15 protein-coding genes and 1 riboswitch are annotated in these 17,988 nt (G+C 65.2%); of the genes, 9 read left to right on the top strand and 6 right to left on the bottom strand.

Annotated features, from left to right (window positions below; all coding sequences use genetic code 11):
- The 4 genes from GTP55_RS23355 to GTP55_RS23370 are packed head-to-tail and all read left to right on the top strand — an operon-like array spanning position 1 to position 5,013.
- Positions 1 to 1,686 (top strand): sensor histidine kinase, encoded by a 1,686-nt coding sequence (locus tag GTP55_RS23355; protein WP_161047211.1) that lies wholly within the window; start codon positions 1 to 3, stop codon positions 1,684 to 1,686.
- Positions 1,687 to 1,718: 32 nt separating this feature from the next.
- Positions 1,719 to 3,854, top strand: coding sequence for a S46 family peptidase (locus tag GTP55_RS23360; protein WP_161047212.1), 2,136 nt, complete (start codon positions 1,719 to 1,721; stop codon positions 3,852 to 3,854).
- On the top strand, positions 3,851 to 4,495 hold the full coding sequence (pnuC, locus tag GTP55_RS23365; protein ID WP_229258129.1) for a nicotinamide riboside transporter PnuC: 645 nt from the start codon (positions 3,851 to 3,853) through the stop codon (positions 4,493 to 4,495). Before GTP55_RS23360 ends, pnuC begins: the two co-directional genes overlap by 4 nt.
- Positions 4,492 to 5,013 (top strand): AAA family ATPase, encoded by a 522-nt coding sequence (locus GTP55_RS23370; protein ID WP_161047213.1) that lies wholly within the window; start codon positions 4,492 to 4,494, stop codon positions 5,011 to 5,013. The genes pnuC and GTP55_RS23370 overlap by 4 nt, the downstream gene beginning before the upstream one ends.
- Before the next feature lie 86 nt (positions 5,014 to 5,099).
- On the opposite strand, the gene GTP55_RS23375 is transcribed toward GTP55_RS23370, so the two are convergent.
- Positions 5,100 to 7,232, bottom strand: coding sequence for a TonB-dependent siderophore receptor (locus GTP55_RS23375; RefSeq protein WP_161047214.1), 2,133 nt, complete (start codon positions 7,230 to 7,232; stop codon positions 5,100 to 5,102).
- Between the two features lie 57 nt (positions 7,233 to 7,289).
- Positions 7,290 to 7,388, bottom strand: a riboswitch (TPP riboswitch).
- 108 nt (positions 7,389 to 7,496) lie between these two features.
- Here GTP55_RS23375 and GTP55_RS23380 point away from each other — a divergent pair.
- Positions 7,497 to 8,006: an Imm26 family immunity protein gene (locus GTP55_RS23380; RefSeq protein WP_161047215.1), complete on the top strand. Its 510-nt coding sequence runs from the start codon at positions 7,497 to 7,499 to the stop codon at positions 8,004 to 8,006.
- Here the strand turns inward: GTP55_RS23380 and GTP55_RS23385 are convergent.
- Genes GTP55_RS23385 through ompR form a run of 3 tightly spaced genes read right to left on the bottom strand, consistent with a single transcriptional unit; the run spans position 7,969 to position 10,842 of the window.
- Entirely contained in the window at positions 7,969 to 8,694 is a 726-nt protein-coding gene (locus tag GTP55_RS23385; RefSeq protein WP_161047216.1) for a hypothetical protein, read from the bottom strand. The two genes, GTP55_RS23380 and GTP55_RS23385, sit on opposite strands and share 38 nt — an antisense overlap.
- Positions 8,694 to 10,061, bottom strand: coding sequence for an ATP-binding protein (locus GTP55_RS23390; RefSeq protein WP_161047217.1), 1,368 nt, complete (start codon positions 10,059 to 10,061; stop codon positions 8,694 to 8,696). The genes GTP55_RS23385 and GTP55_RS23390 overlap by 1 nt, the downstream gene beginning before the upstream one ends.
- 13 nt (positions 10,062 to 10,074) lie before the next feature.
- Positions 10,075 to 10,842 carry an osmolarity response regulator transcription factor OmpR gene (gene ompR, locus GTP55_RS23395; RefSeq protein ID WP_161047218.1) on the bottom strand — a complete coding sequence of 256 codons (768 nt, stop codon included), beginning with the start codon at positions 10,840 to 10,842 and terminating at the stop codon, positions 10,075 to 10,077.
- A gap of 234 nt (positions 10,843 to 11,076) precedes the next feature.
- Between ompR and GTP55_RS23400 the strand changes: the two genes are divergently transcribed.
- The 3 genes from GTP55_RS23400 (at position 11,077) to GTP55_RS23410 (ending at position 15,495) form a co-directional block, all read left to right on the top strand.
- On the top strand, positions 11,077 to 11,412 hold the full coding sequence (locus GTP55_RS23400; protein ID WP_161047219.1) for a hypothetical protein: 336 nt from the start codon (positions 11,077 to 11,079) through the stop codon (positions 11,410 to 11,412).
- Between the two features lie 315 nt (positions 11,413 to 11,727).
- The gene (locus GTP55_RS23405; RefSeq protein WP_161047220.1) at positions 11,728 to 13,518 is read left to right on the top strand and encodes a flagellar assembly protein A; all 1,791 of its coding nucleotides are present in this window, start codon (positions 11,728 to 11,730) and stop codon (positions 13,516 to 13,518) included.
- 111 nt (positions 13,519 to 13,629) lie between these two features.
- Entirely contained in the window at positions 13,630 to 15,495 is a 1,866-nt protein-coding gene (locus GTP55_RS23410) for a flagellar assembly protein A (RefSeq protein WP_371868423.1), read from the top strand.
- Here the strand turns inward: GTP55_RS23410 and GTP55_RS23415 are convergent.
- Together GTP55_RS23415 and GTP55_RS23420 are read right to left on the bottom strand one after the other, a co-directional pair.
- Positions 15,470 to 16,204, bottom strand: a complete 735-nt coding sequence (locus GTP55_RS23415; protein ID WP_161047221.1) for a hypothetical protein — start codon at positions 16,202 to 16,204, stop codon at positions 15,470 to 15,472. The genes GTP55_RS23410 and GTP55_RS23415 overlap by 26 nt on opposite strands.
- Before the next feature lie 72 nt (positions 16,205 to 16,276).
- On the bottom strand, positions 16,277 to 17,167 hold the full coding sequence (locus GTP55_RS23420; protein ID WP_161047222.1) for a LysR family transcriptional regulator: 891 nt from the start codon (positions 17,165 to 17,167) through the stop codon (positions 16,277 to 16,279).
- 77 nt (positions 17,168 to 17,244) lie between these two features.
- On the opposite strand from GTP55_RS23420, the gene GTP55_RS23425 reads away from it, so the two are divergent.
- Positions 17,245 to 17,970, top strand: a complete 726-nt coding sequence (locus GTP55_RS23425) for a sulfite exporter TauE/SafE family protein (RefSeq protein WP_308494747.1) — start codon at positions 17,245 to 17,247, stop codon at positions 17,968 to 17,970.
- The last annotated feature ends 18 nt before the right edge of the window (positions 17,971 to 17,988 follow it).

A 17,988-nucleotide genomic window follows, 5' to 3' on the forward strand; every position in this document is an offset into this window, starting at 1 on the left:
ATGAAAAAGCCGCCGCGCCCCGAGCTCGACCCCGTGCAACTGCGGGCGGCGGCCGAGCATGCGGTGGCGCGCCATCCGCTGCCGCCGGCGCCGGACGCCGGCAGCGATGAACTGCGTCACTGGCATGAACTGCAAGTGAGCCAGATCGAGCTCGATCTGCAAAGCGAGGCGCTGGCCGAACTACAGACCGAGCGCGATCAGGCCAGCGCGCTGCATGCGCGCTACGCCACGCTGTACGAGCAGGCGCCGGCCGGCTACGTGTCGCTCAACCACAGCGGCTACATCACGCGCGCCAACCTGGCCGCCGCCGAACTGCTGGACAGGGCGCAAGCCCCGCTGCTCGGCAAGCGCTTCGAACAGTTTGTGATGCCGTCGGCGCAGGCCGAGCTGCGCCGCTTCCTGCAACGGTTGTTCGATAGCGGTGAGCGGGCGGCGCTGGAAGTGCTGCTGTTTGAACCACCCGGCGCGGCCGGCACCGGCCAGGAGTCGCGCCGGCTGCGCATCGAAGCCAATCTGGATGCCGGCGCGCAGACCTGCCGCATGATCCTGACCGACGTCGGCAACGCCAGCACGCGCGACGCCGCGCGGCTGCGCGCCATGCAGGTGCTGAGCAACATCAACGAGGGCGTGCTGGTGTGCGACGCCGAGCTCAATATCGTCTCCGTCAACCACGCCTTCAGCCAGCTGACCGGTTATGCGGCGGAAGAAGCGCTGGGCCGCAATCCGCGCTTCCTCGGCCGCGCCGGCGCCCATCCGCCGGGCTACCACGCGGCCGCGCTGGCCCAGGTGCGCAGCCAGGGGCGCTGGCAGGGCGATGTGTTCAACCGCCGCCGCGACGGCACGCCGTACGTGGCCGCCATGTCACTGACGGTGATCCGCGACGGCGACGGCGCCATCACGCATTACATCGGCGTGTTTTCGGACGTGACGGCGCAGCGCGACGCCGACGCCGCGCTGCAGCGCTGGTCGCAGGAGCTGGATGCGCGGGTGGCGGCGCGCACCGCCGAACTGAGCGCGTCGCGCGAAGAGCTGCGCCAGCTGGCCACGCACCTGGAAACCATCAAGGAGGATGAGCGCAAGCGCATTGCCCGCGACATCCACGACGAACTGGGACAGAACCTGCTGGCGCTGCGTATCGACCTGTCGATGTTGAACGCGCGCACCGCCGGCAGCCATGGGCGCCTGCACCAGCGCGTCAGCGCGGCGCTGGAGACGGTGGACGCCACCATCCGCAGCGTGCGCGGCATCATGAACGAACTGCGGCCGGCGGTGCTGGACCTGGGCGTGCAGGCGGCGCTGGAGTGGCAGGCCGCCGAATTCGCCCGGCGCACCGGCCTGGCCTGCGCGCTGACGCTGCCCGATGCGGACGGCTTGGCGGCACTGGCCGGGCTGTCGCCGGAGATGCAGATCGTGTTGTTCCGCAGCCTGCAGGAGGCGCTGAACAATGTGCGCCGCCATGCGCATGCGCGGCGGGTGAACATCGTGCTGTCGCTGCGCGCCGGCCATCTGGCGCTGAGTGTGAGCGACGACGGTGTCGGCATCGGCCTGCAGCAGCCGGAGCGGCGCAAGCCCGAGTCGTTTGGCCTGATCAGCATGAACCAGCGCGTCGCCGCGCTGGGCGGACGTGTGGAGCTGTGCAACCAGCCGAGCGGTGGCTGTAGGCTGACGTTGAGCTTCGATCTATAATACCGGCGCCGTAATCATTCAGGGGCCATATCTTGTTAAAATATTTAGTTATTCCCGCCGCACTGCTGTGCGCCACCAGCGCACACGCCGACGAAGGGCAATGGCAGCCATACCAACTGCCGCAGCTGAAATCCGAACTCAAACGCATCGGCATCGCCATCCCGGCGGAAAAGCTGGCCGACCTGTCGAAACATCCGATGAGCGCCATCGTCTCGCTGGGCGGCTGCTCGGCGTCGTTCGTGTCGGACGCCGGCCTGGTGGTCACCAATCACCACTGCGCGTATGGCGCCATCCAGCGCAACTCGACGCCGGAACATAATTACATCGCCAACGGCTACCTGGCCAAGACCCGCGCCGACGAGCTGCCGGGCGGCCCGAATACGCTGGTGTACGTGACCGACAAGGTGGAGAATGTCACCGGCCGCGTGCTGAAGGACATCACGCCGACCATGAGCGGCAAGGCGCGCAGTGAAGCGGTGGACAAGAACATCAAGGCCCTGATCGCCGAATGCGAGAGCGACAAGTTCTATCGCTGCTCGGTGCCGGCCTTCCATCGCGGCCTGGAATACTACCGCATCCGCCAGATGATGATACGCGACGTGCGCCTGGTGTACGCGCCGGCCAATTCGCTGGGCGACTTTGGCGGCGACATCGACAACTACGAGTGGCCGCGCCACGTGGGCGATTATTCGTTCCTGCGCGCCTACGTCGGCAAGGATGGCCGTCCGGCCGAACCGTCGCCGGACAACGTGCCGTATAAATCGAAGGACTTCCTGGTGGTGTCGGCCGCAGGCCTGAAGAACGGCGATCCGGTGCTGCTGGCCGGTTACCCTGGCCGCACCAGCCGCTACAAGCTGCCGTCGGAAATCCGCTACGCGCGCGACGCCGCCTATCCGGCCAAGGCAGCCGAGATCCAGTCCGACCTGGACGTGATCGCCGCCTCCACCGAGAAGAGCGAAGCCAATGCGGTGCGCTACGCCAGCGTGGTCAAGAGCCTGAACAACGTGATGAAGAAAACGCGTGGCCTGATCGACGGCTTTGCGCGCAAGGACATCGCCGCCATCAAGGACGTGCAGGACGCCGAGTTCCGCGCCTGGTACGCCAAGCAGCCGAACAGCGACAAGAAGCTGCTGGCCGAACTGGATGCGCTGATCGCCGCCGACATCGCGCTGAGCGACGAGGAATTCGGCTATAGCGTGGCCACCACCAGCGACCTGCTGAAAGCCGCCGCACCGCTGTATCGCCTGGCGCAGGAAAGCGCCAAGCCGGATGCGGAACGTGAGCTGGGCTTCCAGCAGCGCGACCTGCCGTTCATCAAGGCGCGCCTGAACCGCCTGGAACAGTCGTATGTGGGCAGCGTTGACCAGGCGCGCTTCGTCGCCGCCTTGCAGCGCTATGCCAAGCTGCCGAAGTCGATGCACGTCACCGGCCTGGATGCGCTGCTGCCGTCAGTGGATGCGGTGCCGGCCATGTACGCGCAATCGCAACTGGGCGATACGGCCGCGCGCCTGTCATGGGTTGGCAAGGACACCGCCGCCTTCGGCGCGTCCAATGACGCCTTCATCAAGCTGGCGGTGAAGACTGACCAGGTGTCGCAATCGCTGAAGGACCGCCGCAAGGAACTGGATGGCAATCTGGAACGCGTGATCCCGCAGTACATGGCGGCAGTCATCGCGTGGAAGAAATCGCAGGGCAAACCAGTTTATCCTGACGCGAATTCGACGCTGCGCGTGACCTACGGCACCGTATCGCCGTACTCGCCGAAGGACGGCATCACCAAAGGTCCGTTCACCACCATCGAAGGCATCGTCGAGAAGAACACCGGCAAGGCGCCATTCGACGCGCCGCAAAACCTGCTGGATGCGATCAAGGCGAAGCGTTACGGCCAGTTCAAGGATCCGGTCCTGGGCACGGTGCCGGTCGACTTCCTGACCAGCGCCGACACCACCGGCGGCAACTCCGGTTCGGCTGTGATGAACAAGAACGGCGAGCTGATTGGCCTGAACTTCGATTCCACCTACGAATCGATCACCAAGGACTGGTACTTTGACCGCGACATCACCCGCGCCATTCATCTGGATATCCGGTATATGCTGTGGGTGATGTCGGAAGTCGATCACGCCGACAACGTGCTCAAAGAAATGACCATCAAATATCCTAAAAAATGAACGTACTGACGCTCCTGCTGGGTTACGCGAATATGCCGCTGCACCTGGCAGTATTTGCCACGACCCCGCTGGAGCTGTTGTCGTTCCTGCTGTCGGTGGCCACGGTGTGGCTGAACATCCGCCAGAGCCATTGGGGCTGGCTGTTCGCCATCATTTCCTCGGCCACCTATGGCCTGGTGTTTTACGGTTCGCGGTTGTATGGCGACATGGGCTTGCAGCTGGTGTTCATCGCAGTGTCGGTATTCGGCTGGTATCAGTGGCTGCACGGCGATGACAGCCACGACAAGCTGCCGGTGACGGCGCTGTCGGCGCGCGGCCGCTGGCTGGCCGCAGGCGCCTGGCTGGCCGGCTTTGTGCTGCTGGCGTGGTTCCTCAAGTCCTATACCGATACCGACGTGCCGAACTCGGACGCCTTCCTGACGGCCGGTTCGCTGGTCGGCCAGCTGCTGCTGTCGCGCAAGAAGATCGAGAACTGGCATGTGTGGATCATTGTCGATGTGCTGTACGTCGGGCTGTATCTGCACAAGCACCTAATGCTGACGGCGATCCTGTACGCCATCTTCGTTGGCATGGCGGTAATCGGCCTGCGCACCTGGAGCGGTGACACGCATACGGGCGGCCGCCGTCTGGCAATGGAATGAAACCGCTGCGCATCGCGATTCTCGGCACGGCGTCGTCTGGCAAAAGCACGCTGGCCGAAGCGCTGGCGCGTCGCTTCGATACCGTCTGGGTGCCGGAATATTTGCGCGAGTTTGTCGATGTGGCGCAGCGTATTCCGGTGGAGGCGGACCAGATCCACATAGCACGCACGCAGCGTGCGCGTGAGGACGAGGCAGCGCCGCGCGCGCGACGCTTCCTGTTCTGCGACACCACGCCGCTGATGACGGCTGTCTACAGCCGCCATTACTTCGGTGGCATTGACGCCGAACTGGCCGTGCTGGCGGACGCGCACCGGCGCGATTACGATCTCACCCTGCTGACGGCGGCGGACATCCCGTGGGTGGCCGACGGTCTGCAGCGGGAAAACGAGGAAGTCAGCATCACGATCAACCGCATGCTGCATGAGGAACTGGCGGCACGTGGAATTGCCTACGTGCCGGTGGGCGGTGATGCTGATCAGCGCATCGTCCAGGCGGCGAACGCGCTCGCCGCCATCTGACCCGCGTCGTTCCCGCGCAAGCGGGAACCCATACTGAGCACGCTCTTACGCGCCGTATGGATTCCGGCCTACACCGGAATGACAAATCAGAGGTCGAAGGTGGCCGACACCCGCAAGGTGCGCGAGGCGCCCGGCATCAGATAGCCGCCAAGGTCCGGCGTCACGTCACGCCAGTAGAACTTGTCGAACACATTGGCGATACCGGCGCGGAAGGTGGTGCCGATATTGCCGATGCGGGTGGCGTACGATCCGGTCAGGTTGACCACATGGTAGCTCGGCACGAACACCGAGTTGGCGGCGTCGAACGCTTTCTTGCCCGAGTACTGCCAGTTGGCGCCGACCTTCAGGCCCTGCACCTGCGGCACGGCGTAATCCGCATACACCGATGATTTGAACGCGGCGACGTCGGTCACGCGCTTGCCGTCCAGCTCCACCGAACCGGTGCCGCTTTGCTGTGTGTTCAGCGCGGTGGCCGATACGCCGACCGTCAGGTCGCGCGATGCGCGGCCGTTTAGTGCTACTTCCAGGCCGCGGTTCTGCGCTTCACCGTTGCGCACGTAGAAATTGGCCGCGTCGGTGTATTCCAGGCCTTTGCGGATCTGGAACAGCGCCACGCTGGCGCTCAGGTCCTGGCGGATGTCGGCCTTGATGCCCACTTCCACCTGTTTCGATTTGCCCGGTTCCAGCGCGCGGTGCTCGTTCCCGGTGCCCATCGGCGCCACGCCGCCATGTTCCAGGCCCTGCGCGTAGGAGACGTAAGTCGCCACGTTGGGACGCACGTTGTACACCAGCGCCACATTCGGCAGCCAGAAGCCGATGTCGGTATGGGCGTACGGCAGCACGGCGCCGTCATCGTCGAGGCCGACGTATTCGTCGCGCTTCAACTTCACGTAGCGCGCGCCGGCGTGCAGCTTGAGTCGTTCATTCAGACTGACGATGTCCTGCGCGAACAGCGCGCGTTCGTTGTCGCGGCGGCGCTCCGAGACCGGGCCGCTGGTGCCCGGCGCCGGCGCCACCACCACCGGATGATAGATGTTGCTGACGCCGGACAGGTCGTACAGGTAGTCGCCCCATTTTTCGCTGTTCTTGAAGAACGATGCGCCGCCGGTGAAGTCATGCTTGATCGCGCCGGTGGCAAAGCGCCCTTGCAGCAAGGCCTGCGCCGTCAGCGGCGATTTCTTTTCGCCCAGGCTGATGTAGTTGTAGACGTCGTAATCGCCATTGCCGCAGAAACCGGGATACAGGTCCTGCGCGCCGCAGCCGTAAGGGAAGGCGGTGTAGTCGTCGCGCTTGAAGTGATGCTGGTTGGCGCTGATGGTGGCGTTCCAGTCCGGCGAGAACTTGTACTCGAAGCGCGCGCCGACGTTGCTGCTGGTGGTTTCCACCGGCCGGCTCCACGGCTGGTCGTTGAGCAGCTGGTCGGCCGGCACATTCGGCAGCGTCAGGTTGTTCAGCAGCTGGTAGCCAGGCGCGGTGACCTGGGATTTGCGCTGGTAGTCGGCGTCGATTTGCAGCAGCGCCTGCGGCGAGATGCGCCAGTCGAAGGCGGCCGAGACGAACTTGCGGTTGCCGTCGGCGCCCTTGATGTAGGAACGCAGGCGCTCGGCGGCGGCGTTGATGCGGTAGCCGAAGTCGGTGTTGTCGAAGCGGCCGCCCAGGTCGACCGCGCCATACAGGTTGCCGCGTTCGCGTTCTTCCAGCACCACGGTGCGCAGCGGCGTGTCGGTCGGGCGCTTGGTGACGTAGTTGACGATGCCGCCCGGCGCGGACACGCCGGCCTGCAGGCCGGACAGGCCTTTCAGCACCTCCAGCCGTTCCTTGTTCTCCAGCGGGATCTGGGTGTCGCCGGTGATGGCCATGCCATCCTTGCGGTAGCTCGATTCGTTATCCAGCTTGAAGCCGCGGATCGAGAACTGCTCGGCGTAGCCGACCGCGTTGTAGGCGTCGCTCAGGCTGGCGTCGTAGCGGGCGGCGTCGGTGGTCGAGCGGATTTGCAGGTCCAGCATCTGCTGCGCGGTCAGCACGCTGACCGAGGCCGGCGTCTCCAGCAGCGGCGCGTTGGCGAAGCCGGCCACGCTGGCGCTGGTGGCGCGCGTCTTGGCGGCGCTGACCACCACTTCCTGCATGGTCTGGTCGGGATCTTCGGCGCGCACGGCGCTGGAAGTCATCTGTAAAACCGCCAAGGCGATGGCGGACACTGCGAAGTTTGGTGTTGACATATTTGCTCTCTGCTTGTCTCGGCTGGGGGCCGGCGAAGAGAGCCATCAAAGGAGGGAGATCCGACTTTTGCGCTTTCCTTCGCTGGCATTATCCAGATCAGGTACGAAGGGTATCTCTCACCCGGAAACAATGTTCCAGGACCCCTAGCGAAGCGGCGAGTGTATCACAGTTCCAGTTCACATTTGACATCTCGTGCGCCACGTTTCGCACGCCGTCGCTACACTGCCAACTTGCGCCGCTGGGCGGAAGTGGAAGGGGTTGGAATGAAGCAGTCGTATCAAGAGGGGAGCTGGTTTGCCGTGCCATTGCTGGACGGCGGCTATGGATGGGGTCTGGTGGCGCGGCTGTCGCCGGGCAGTAAAATCATGCTGGCCTATCTGTTCGGCCCCAAGCTGCCGCGCTTCCCGTCGCTGGAAGAACTGAACACGCTGCGCCCGCAGGACGCCGTCAAGGTGCTGCGTTGCGGCGACATGGCGCTGGCCAGCGGCCACTGGCGCGTGCTGGGCGATATCGATGCGTGGGAACCTTCCATGTGGCCGGTGCCGCAATTCCTGCGCCGCGCCGATGCGCTCAAGCGCGCCTGGCGCGTGACCTATGCGGATGCGGATCCGAGCCGCTCGGAACGTGAGGAGTCCGTACCTTACGATACACAAGGGCTGGATATCGATTCGCTGTACGGTTACGGCTCGGCCGAGCTATTGCTGACCAAATTGCTGGAAGCGCCGGATCATCCGATTAACCGGCAGGCGGCGCAGCAGACCCCGAACAGCTGACATTCCACGCTGCGTACTCGCCGCGGCTCTTGCGCACCGCGACCCGCACCTGCGTGTCGCGGTCGCTGTCGAACACCATGCCTACCATGGCTGGCGCGCCGTTGGACGGCGGCGCCGGCTCGATGGCGCTCAGGCGGAAAGTCAGCGCGCGTTGGCGCGCGCAGCCGGAGTTGCCGGCAAATAGCAGCCGCGCCCGCGCCAGTAGTGCGCGGTGCTGCCAGATCAGCGCCTTGACGTCGTCCGGATGCACGGCCGGGTCCATGCGCGTGGTGTATTGCGCGGCGGTGCAGATCACCTTCGGCGTGGCCAGCCACACATACCATTCCGGCGCGGCGGCGGACGGCGTCCAGCGCTGGTCCTGCGGCGCGTTGGGATTGTAGATGTAGCTGGTGCGCACCTGCCGGCACAGGTCCGGCGTGAAGTGACGCGGCGACGAATCGACGCGCGCGATCACCTGCCACGGTTCCTTTCCGCGCCGCTGGATGTCGAACGCCGGCGCAAACAGCGACGGCCCGCCACTGACACGGGCCGGCACCTGCAGGCGATAGTATTCCTCGAACGAGCGGCGCTCCTCGTCGGTGGGCTCGCGCAACTGCACGGAGGGCGGCGCCTTCGGCCTGGCGGCCGGCGCGGCGGCCCAGGCGCTGGCGGTCAGCGCCAGCGCGGCGGCAAACAGGAGGCGCCGCATCACAGCGCCTTCATCACGATCTGGATCTGCAAGCCGCCGCCTTCGCGGTTGCGCACCAGCAGTTCGGCGCCGTGGCGCATGATCACGCGGTCGACGATGGCCAGCCCCAGGCCGGCGCCATTGGCCTGGCCGCGCGCGGCGTCGAGCCGGGTGAAGGGCTTGAGCAGCTGCTCGATCTGGTCGGGCGGCACCCCTGGGCCGTGGTCCTGCACCTCGATCGTCAGCCGCTTGGCGGCGTGCATGCCCTTGACGCTGCACTTGATGTCGATTTCCGTGTAGTCGGCATCCGCCGTGCGGCCGTAGCGGCGGGCGTTTTCGATCAGGTTGTTGATCACGCGCTTGATGTCGGTGGCGTTGCCCATCGCATGGGCGTCGGGCACGATGTCGGTGTTGATGCGCACGTCCGGCAGGCGCGAGACTTCATGCGCGGTGTCGGTCAGCAGTTCGCTGATGTCGACGTTGACGAAGCTGGACGCCTCGGTGGGCTTGGCGTAGTCGAGGAACTGGCCGATGATGGCGTCCATCTGGGCGATGTCGGACTGCATGCCTTCACGCGCCTCGGTCGACAGATTGGCCATTTCCAGTTCCAGCTGCATGCGCGCCAGCGGCGTGCGCAGGTCGTGCGAAATGCCGGCCAGGATCACGGCGCGATCCGATTCCACCTGCTGCAAATCGGTGACCATCTGGTTGAAGCTGCGGTTGGCCTCCATGATCTCGGCCGGGCCTTTTTCCGGCAGCGGCGCAGGGCGCTTGCCCTGGGCGAAGTCGCGCGTGGCCTGGGTCAGGCGGCGCAGCGGCAGGTTGATCAGGCTGGAGATGAAGGCGGCGCCCAGCAGCGACACCACCGACACCACGCTGGCCCAGCCCAGCCACTGGATGCCGGTCAGGCCGCGGATGCGTTCGCGCTCCAGCATCAGCCAGTACTGGTCGTCGTCGATCTTGAAGCTGACCCAGAAGCCGGAGACGCCGTTCACCTTGGACGAGAAGCGGGTGTCCTGTCCCAGCTTGGCGCGCACCAGCTGCTCGATGTCCGGCATCAGCGCGTTGTTGGCCGGCGGCGCCACCTGGTCGTCCTCTTCCAGCGTGAACACGCGGATGCCCTCGTTGGCCACCAGGTCGAACAGCAGCTCGCGCCGCAGTTCGGGCGCGGCGTGGGTCAGCGCGGCGTGGGTGATGGTGACCACCGAGATCACCTGGGCGGAAATCTGCTGCACCTGCGGCTCGTGCTGCACCACGCTGATCATGCCCACCCAGGCCGTCATGCTGGTGGTGGTGAGGGCGCCGAGCAAAAAGAAGGTGCGCCAGAATAAGCCGCTTTTCAGGCTGGCCAGGCGGAGCGGGAACGGGAACTTCAGCAGCGACTTCATAGGCGTCCGCAGATTAGCGCGGCTGTCCCTCCGGAATGAACACATAGCCCAGGCCCCACACGGTCTGGATGTACAGCGGGCTGGAAGGATCCGGCTCGATCAGCTTGCGCAGGCGCGAGATCTGCACGTCCAGGCTGCGGTCGAACACCTCGTATTCGCGGCCGCGCGCCAGTTCCATCAGTTTTTCGCGCGACAGCGGCTGGCGCGCATGGCGGGCGAATACTTTTAGTACCGAAAATTCGCCGGTGGTCAGCGGCACGGTCTCGCCGTTTTTCTTCAGCGTGCGGGTGCCCAGGTCCAGCACGAACTGGCCGAACTCGAAGGTCTGCGGGGTTTCCGACGGCGCGCCGGGGATTTCGTCCGGGCCGCGGCGGCGCAGCACGGCGCCGATGCGGGCCACCAGTTCACGCGGATTGAAGGGCTTGGGCAGGTAGTCGTCGGCGCCCATTTCCAGGCCGACGATGCGGTCGACGTCTTCGCCTTTGGCGGTCAGCATGATGATCGGCGTCTGGTCGCCGGCGCCGCGCAGGCGGCGGCAGATCGACAGGCCGTCTTCCCCGGGCAGCATCAGGTCCAGCACCAGCAGGTCGTAGCGCTCGCGCAGCCACAGTTTGTTCATGGCGGTGGCACTTTCCGCGGTGAAGACGTTGAAGCCTTGCTCGGTCAGGTAGCGGCGCAGCAGGTCACGCAGTCGGACGTCGTCGTCGACCACCATGATCTTGGCGGCATGGCCCTGGCCATGGGTGGCGGTGTTGCCGGAATCAGTCGTTGTTGTAGTCATTTGGCTGCCAGATTTGTCTTATTCATGTTGCTATGGTAACGTCATATTCGTCCTGCGAAAACACGCACGACAACCCATTACAAAGTGTTACAAACTTTACCCAATTCGCCTTACCCCCTCAGGCAAAGCATCATACACTGCGGGCATAGATTCAGCTTTCCAGGGGACGTCATGTTCATCGATCACAAAAGAAAATTCGCGGCAGCTAGCGCATCTTTTTGCGTTCGATTCACTATGGCGTCCGCGCTGGCGTGCGGTTTGCTCGGCGCCAGCCTGGCGCATGCCGACGGTGACGGCCCCAATGGCCAACGCCGCGACCAGCAGCAACCGCAGCAGCACCAGCAGAACGCCCCGCGTGGCGAACAGCCGCGTTCCAGCGATGCGCGCCAGCTCGATCCGCGCAGCTACGAAGCGCGCGCCGAAGAACAGCGCCGCGCCATGCAGGACGCCAGCCGCAACGCCGAGATGAGTCGCCGCGTCGGCCGCATGACGCCGGACGAGCGCCGCGACCTGCGCCGCCAGATCAACGAAGTCAGCCAGGATTTGTACGCGGTGCCGCCGCGTCGTTGATGATTTCGTTAGTTGCCCGTCAAGGGAAGATAATAAAACGCTAAATTTGTTATTTGCGTATTATTGTTTTGTATCAATATCCTCACACTTGTCGCTTTCTGAACCGCGTTTCTCCTGTCTTTTCCTTGGCCTGCGTGTAAGATCAATTAATTACACGCAACGCCTTCCGGCTGCCTGCGTGCCGTTTGGAGGAAGACCGTGGTTCAAGACGTTGCATCCGCAGCGCTCGCCGCCGGCCCGGAGCCAGAAGCTCCCGGTCCCGGCCTGCCTATTGGTTTAGTAAAGCGCGCAGACGGAATTTATATCGATGTGGGCATGAGCCAGCCGGCGCTGATGGCGGCGGTGGAGCACGTGTTCCAGTCGGGCGGCTACTTCGCCGGCCTCGATTACCCCGCGCTGATGCGGGCGCTGTATGGCATCGGCCCCGACGTTGGCGAGGTGCAGGCGCTGCGCCTGGCGGACGCCGTGCGCGTGTTCGACGGCGCCCGCCTGGCGCTGTACAAAAATCCCAAAATCAGCCTGTCCTACGCTGAATACACTTTCCAGCCGCTGTTCCTGGACGAGATTACGCTGCCCGACGGCACCGTGATTCCCGAGCGTCCGGCGCATCTGGATATCGACGAATTCATCGCCGACATGTGGAACAAGGGCATCCGCTTCGGCATCGACGTGGCGGCGGTGAAGGCGGCCATGGCCTCGCCCAAGGCCGACCGCATCACCTTCGCCAACGACCTGGAGCCGGAGGACGGCAAGAACGCCACCGTGGTGGAGGTCTCGTCCGATCTGCACCGCAGCGATGCCCCCAAGGCGCGCGCCGACGGCCGCATCGACCTGCAAAGCTTCCAGAACCGCTTCCCGCAGATCAAGGCCGAAGTGCGGCTGCTGAAGAAGGAGCCCTCGGCGCCCGGCTTGCCGGGTTTCGACCTGGCCGGCCGCAGGACCGAGCCGGCGCCGCCCAAGGATTTGACGCTGCGCTTTCTGGCCGGCGAGGGCACCGAGGCCAAAACCTTCGAGGACGGCGAGTACCTGGTCTCCACGCGCGAGGGGTTTTTGAGCGTGGACGCCAAGTCCAATCGCATTTCCATCACCGATAAAATCGTCAGCCTGGAAGGCGTCAGCGGCCGCACCACCGGCAATCTGCAACTGGCCGGCGCATATGAGGAATACGGCGACGTACAGGAGCAGCGCGACGTCACCGGCTCGGACATCACGGTGCACGGCAATGTCTATGGCAATATCCATTCGCGCGGCGGCACCGTGGTGCTGGACAAGAACCTGGTCAGCGGCAGCGTGCATAACGTGGCCGGCAATATCAACATCGCCGGCGTGGCGTCCAACTCGGTGATCCATGCGGTCAATGGCACGGTCACCATCCAGCGTGCCGAGAACTGCGTGATCTCGGGTGTGAACGTCAAGATTGAGGAAGCCTCCAACTGCGAAATCATCGGCGACGGCGTGCTGATTGCGGTGGCCGAAGGCTGCGCCATCGCAGGCCGCAACGTCGAGGTGGAAAGCGCCGGGCCGCGCCGCCGCACCGAGATGGTGATCTATGTCCTGGTGAAGGACGTGACGCAGTTCGACCAGGAGATCGCCGAGCTGGAAGCGCGGGTGGCCGCTTTCGCCCAGGCCAACGCCGACAGCCAGCAGGAGATCGAGCGCATCTCGGCGCTGCCGGACGTGCGCCGCTACCTGGCGCTGGCGGCCAAGCTGCGCACGCAGGAACTGGTGCTGACGCCGGAGCAGGGCCAGTTCCTGCGCAAGATTGCCACCGCGGTGGCGGAAGAGATTCAGGCCATCCAGAAGCACAAGCTGGATTTGCAAGTCGGCCAGACCCAGCACACGCTGCTGAGCGAGCGGCTGGCGCGGGTCATCGAGCAGAAGGTGGAAGCGGCCGGCATTGCCCGCTGCGGCCTGCACATGGCCAGCGGCGAGACGCTGGTGCGCACCATGCCGTTCGTTGCCGAGACGGCGGTGCTGCGGCAGCTGCCGCCCAAAGACCTTAAGCAGCGCCTGCGCGGCACGCCGAGCGGCGGCCAGTTGCTGTTTGCCGACAGTGCCGGCTCGCTGGACTGGCACCTGGATCCGCGCCTGCGGCCGGCGCCTTGATGCGGCTGGCGCAAGCCCGGCGTAACATGCTAATCTTGGGCTAACATCAAAAAGTGAAGGGGACGCGCCATGGCGCGCCGGCCCGACGTACATCTTCCTGGGGATTAGACTGTGTCAGACGACGCTACGGCGCTGGAACCAACTGCGGAAGGCGATCTCCCGACAGCGATCGTCAAGCGGGCCGACGGCATCTTCTTCAAGGGCGATGCGTCGGCCGTGGCTTGCGCCCTGGCGGCCAGCCAGGTCTTCATGGGCAGCGCCTACTTTGCCGGGCTGGATTACGCAGTGTTCAGCAAGATGCTGTACAACGTCGGCCCGGACCTGCCGGAAACCCTGCGCGGCCAGCCGCTGCTGCGCTTCGCCGACGCCATCGAACCATTCCACGCGCCGCGCCGCGCCTTGTACAAGACCGTCAAGGTCATCAACGGCGAGGCCGAATACTATTTCGAGCCGGTGTTTTTTGATGTACCTGATATGCCGCCGCAGCCGGCGCGCCTGAACTTCGACGAATTCGTCGCCGACATGTGGGTCAAGGGCATTCGCTTCGGCATCGACGCGCCGGCGGTGCGCGACGTCATCGCCACCGGCCGGCTGGCGCGCATTGTCGTCGCGCGGCGGCTGAACGCGTTGCCGGGCAAGGACGCTGCCATCGTTGAAGTGTCGCAGGATATCCACCGCAGCAATGCGCCCAAGGACATCGGCGATGGCCGGCTGGATTTGCAATCGTTCCAGAACCGCTTCCCGCAGGTGAAGCCGAACGTCAAGCTGCTGCGCAAGATGCCGCGCGCGGCGGGCGTGCGCGGGTATGAGTTGTCCGGACTGGTGCTGGAACCGCCGCTGCCCAAGGATATCGAACTGGCCAGCGTGGCCGGCGAGGGCACGGTAATCGAAAACCTGCGCGGTGGCGAGTTCCTGGTGTCGGCGGTCGAAGGCTTTTTGAGCGTGGACCCGGGCACCAAGCGCTTGTCGATCGGACCCAAGATCATCAGCCGTGAAGGCGTCAGCGCGCGCACCACCGGCAATTTGCAACTGACCGGTGAGTACGAGGAGTTCGGCGACGTGCAGGAACAGCGCATGGTCGACGGCGGCAACATCACCATCCACGGCGATGTGTTCGGGAATATCGTCTCGCGCGGCGGCGATGTGCTGCTGAGTAAAAACCTGATGGGCGGCACCGTCACCAATGCCGACGGCGCGATCCGCGTGCGTGGCGTGGCGTCCGGCGCGGTGCTGCAAACCAGGCGCGGCGAAGTAGCCCTGACGCGCGCCGAAAGCTGCATCATCTCCGGCAGCCGGGTGGTGATCGGCGAGGCCAGTAACTGCGAGATCATGGCCGATGAAGTGGTCATCAAGGTGGCGGAAGGTTGCGCCATCGCCGCCCGCAAGATCGAAATCGTGCACGCCGGGCCGCGCAAGCAGAACGAGATGCTGCTGTACGCGCTGGTGCCGGACACCACGAAGTTCGACAAGAAGATCGCCGAGTTGCAGCCCAGGGTGCAGCACGCGGCGCGCGAAGCGGATGCGCGCAAGGCGGAGATGGACGCCATTACCGCCCAGACCGAAGTGCGCAATTACCTGACGCTGGCCACGCGCGTGCGCAAGCGCGAAGTGGTGCTGACGCCGGAGCAGCTGCCGCTGTTCCAGAAGATGGCCGAGGCGGTCGGCCCGTCGCTGCGGCAGGTGGCGAAGATTTCGCTGGCGATCAAGGCGGCGCAGGTGCAGCAGGAGCAGGCGCAGGGCGAGGTGGATCAGGTGCAGCGGCAGAAGGCCGCGCTGATCCGCGGCTCGCGCTGCACGGTGGAGTTGATCACCGGCGACGTGCTGCTGCGGACCATGAGCTTCGTGCCGGGCGAACCGCCGCCATACGACCGCCCGGCCAAGGAACTGAAAGCCAAGGTGCGCACCGCCGTACCGGGCATGACGGTGCTGCACTCAGGCCCGGTGGGACCGATCAATTGGGCGCCGTACGTGGAGTGAAGCCGACCACGGCGCCGTCGGCCACTGCCAGCACTTCCGCGCCGTAGGCGAGATGGGCGTGGGCGTCGCGCGGATCGCCTTTGTAGGGCTGGCCGTCCTGATACTTCTTCCAGTCGATCGCGTAGCGGCGTGTGTTGTTGGCCAGGCCGCCGGCGACGAACACGCCGGTGCGGTGGTGCGATGCCAGGCCGGGACCATTGTCGGCGCTCCAACCGGGACCGCTCAATGGTGGTCCCAGCGCTTTCAATGGCGTGGTGTGGGTACCGATTAGCGGACCATCGGCAAAGCTGTCGGCGAGCAGCACGCGGTTGCGCAGCGCCTGAGGCACGGCCGTGCCGTCAAACGCCAGGCAGAGGAAGACCACGGCCGTGCCGCCGCTGCCATATTGCCGCATGCGATTCTTGAGCTGCGCTTCGCTGACGTTGGCCAGCAGCCGGCCCTGATCGCTGATGATTTCCACGCCCTTGACCGACAGCGGCTGGTCGGCATACGTGTGCAGGTGCAGTTCGTATAGCAGCAGGTTACGGCCTTCAATAGGGAAGGCGGTCGGCGGTTGCGGTGTGCGGATCTCCAGCTGGACCGGCGGGAAGGCGGGCTGGCGCATCTGTGCGACCAGCGGTGCTGCTGGGATGTCGTCGCAACCCTGGGGCATGGCGGCGTGCGCCGTGGCGATGGTGCAGCAGAGTACAGCAAAGGTTTTGATCGACATGGGCTGGCCGGTGAAAGAATGCAGGTAGTTTAGAATCGAACCGGGTACGCAGACTGCCAATTTGAGATGAATTTATGCCAGCACCAGTGCGCTCAGCAGGACGCGCGCGTAGCCGGGCAGCGCGGCCTCGTCGCGCACGCAGACCAGCAGCTTGCGGTCGGCCCAGGCGTCGCTTAGCTTGACGATGCGCAGTTGGCCCGGGCTGCGGCGGGCGGCGGTTGCGGGCAGCAGGGCGAGGCCGGCGCCGCTGGCGACCATGCGCGCCATCGCTTCAAAGCTGCGCAGGCGGATCTTGCAGTGCAGCCGTCGGCCCAGCCGCGCGGCTTGTTCGGCGGCTTGCTGCTGAAAGGCGCTGTCGCCGGCCAGGCCGATGAAGTCGTGGTCCAGCGCCTCGGCAAACGCCATGTGGCGCTTGTGGCCCAGCGTGTGCGCCAGTGGATGGCTGCGCGCCATCGCCAGCACCAGCGGGTCGTCGCGGAACGGGAAGGTCTGCAGCGCGGCGTGCTCCACCGCATCCGAGATGATGCCGATGTCGGCTACACCGTCGGCCACCGCTTGCACGATGTCGCGACTCAGGCGCTCTTCCAGGTTGATGCTCAGTTGCGGATGGGTTTTCAGGAACGCCGCCAGCGCGTCCGGCAGGAATTCGGTCATGGCGGAGGTATTGCACAGCAGCCGCACCTGGCCTTTCAATCCGGTAGCGAATTGCGCCAGGTCGGCGTGCATATCGTCCACCTGGCGCGTGATGGCGCGCGCATGCTGCAGCAGCGTGCGTCCGGCCTCCGTCGGTTCGGCGCCGCGCCGGCCGCGGTGCAGCAGCGGCACGTCCAGCGCTTGCTCCATGCCGCGCACGCGGGCGCTGGCAGAGGGCAGCGCCAGATGTGCCAACTGCGCGCCAGCCGTAATGCTGCCGCTATCGGCGATATGGATGAAAAGCCTAAGATCGGTCAGGTCGAAGCGCATAGCCTATGGATTATCCGAAGTCTGCCTCAGTATATGCCAGATTTTCAGCAGCGTGCCGGCGGCGCACAATGGCGGTTATGGATACGCTATTTATTATTTTGGTCTTCGTGCTGGCCGGCCTGGTGAAGGGCGTGACCGGCATGGGCCTGCCGACGGTCGCGGTGGCGCTGCTGACTTTGCGCATGTCACCGCTGGAAGCCGCAGCCTTGCTGATTGTGCCTTCGTCGATTACGAATGTATGGCAGCTTTCGGCCGGGCCGGCGCTGTACCCGCTGTGGCGGCGTTTCCGCGGGCTGCTGCTGGCGGTCTGCGTGGGGACGGGCTGCGCGCCGTTATTGGCGGCTGCCTCATGGAGCGGCGCGGTACTCGGCCTGGCGCTGTCGGGCTACGGCGTGCTGGGGCTGACCGGCTGGCGCATGCAGGTTGCGCCGCGCGTCGAACGCTGGGCCGGACCGCTGGCCGGCGCCACCACCGGCCTGATGGCCGGCGTGACCGGTGTCTTCGTCATGCCGGTGGCGCCATATCTGCAAGCGCTCAATCTGGACCAGGATGATCTGATCCAGGCCATGGGCATGGCCTTTACCGTCTCCACGCTGGCGCTGGCCGCCATGCTCGCCGCGCGCGGCCAGTGGCATGCGGCGGCGGCGGCCAATTCGCTGCTGGCGCTGATCCCCGCTGTCGCAGGCATGCAACTCGGCCAGTGGCTGCGGGGTCGCATGCAGCCGGCCGTGTTCCGGCGCTGCTTCTTCATCGCCTTGCTGGCGCTGGGGGCGCACCAGCTGGCAACCCTGTTTTTGTATTAATTTAGGTGAAGTGTCACT

Source organism: Duganella margarita (assembly GCF_009857535.1).
GTDB classification, from domain to species: Bacteria; Pseudomonadota; Gammaproteobacteria; order Burkholderiales; family Burkholderiaceae_D; genus Rugamonas; species Rugamonas margarita.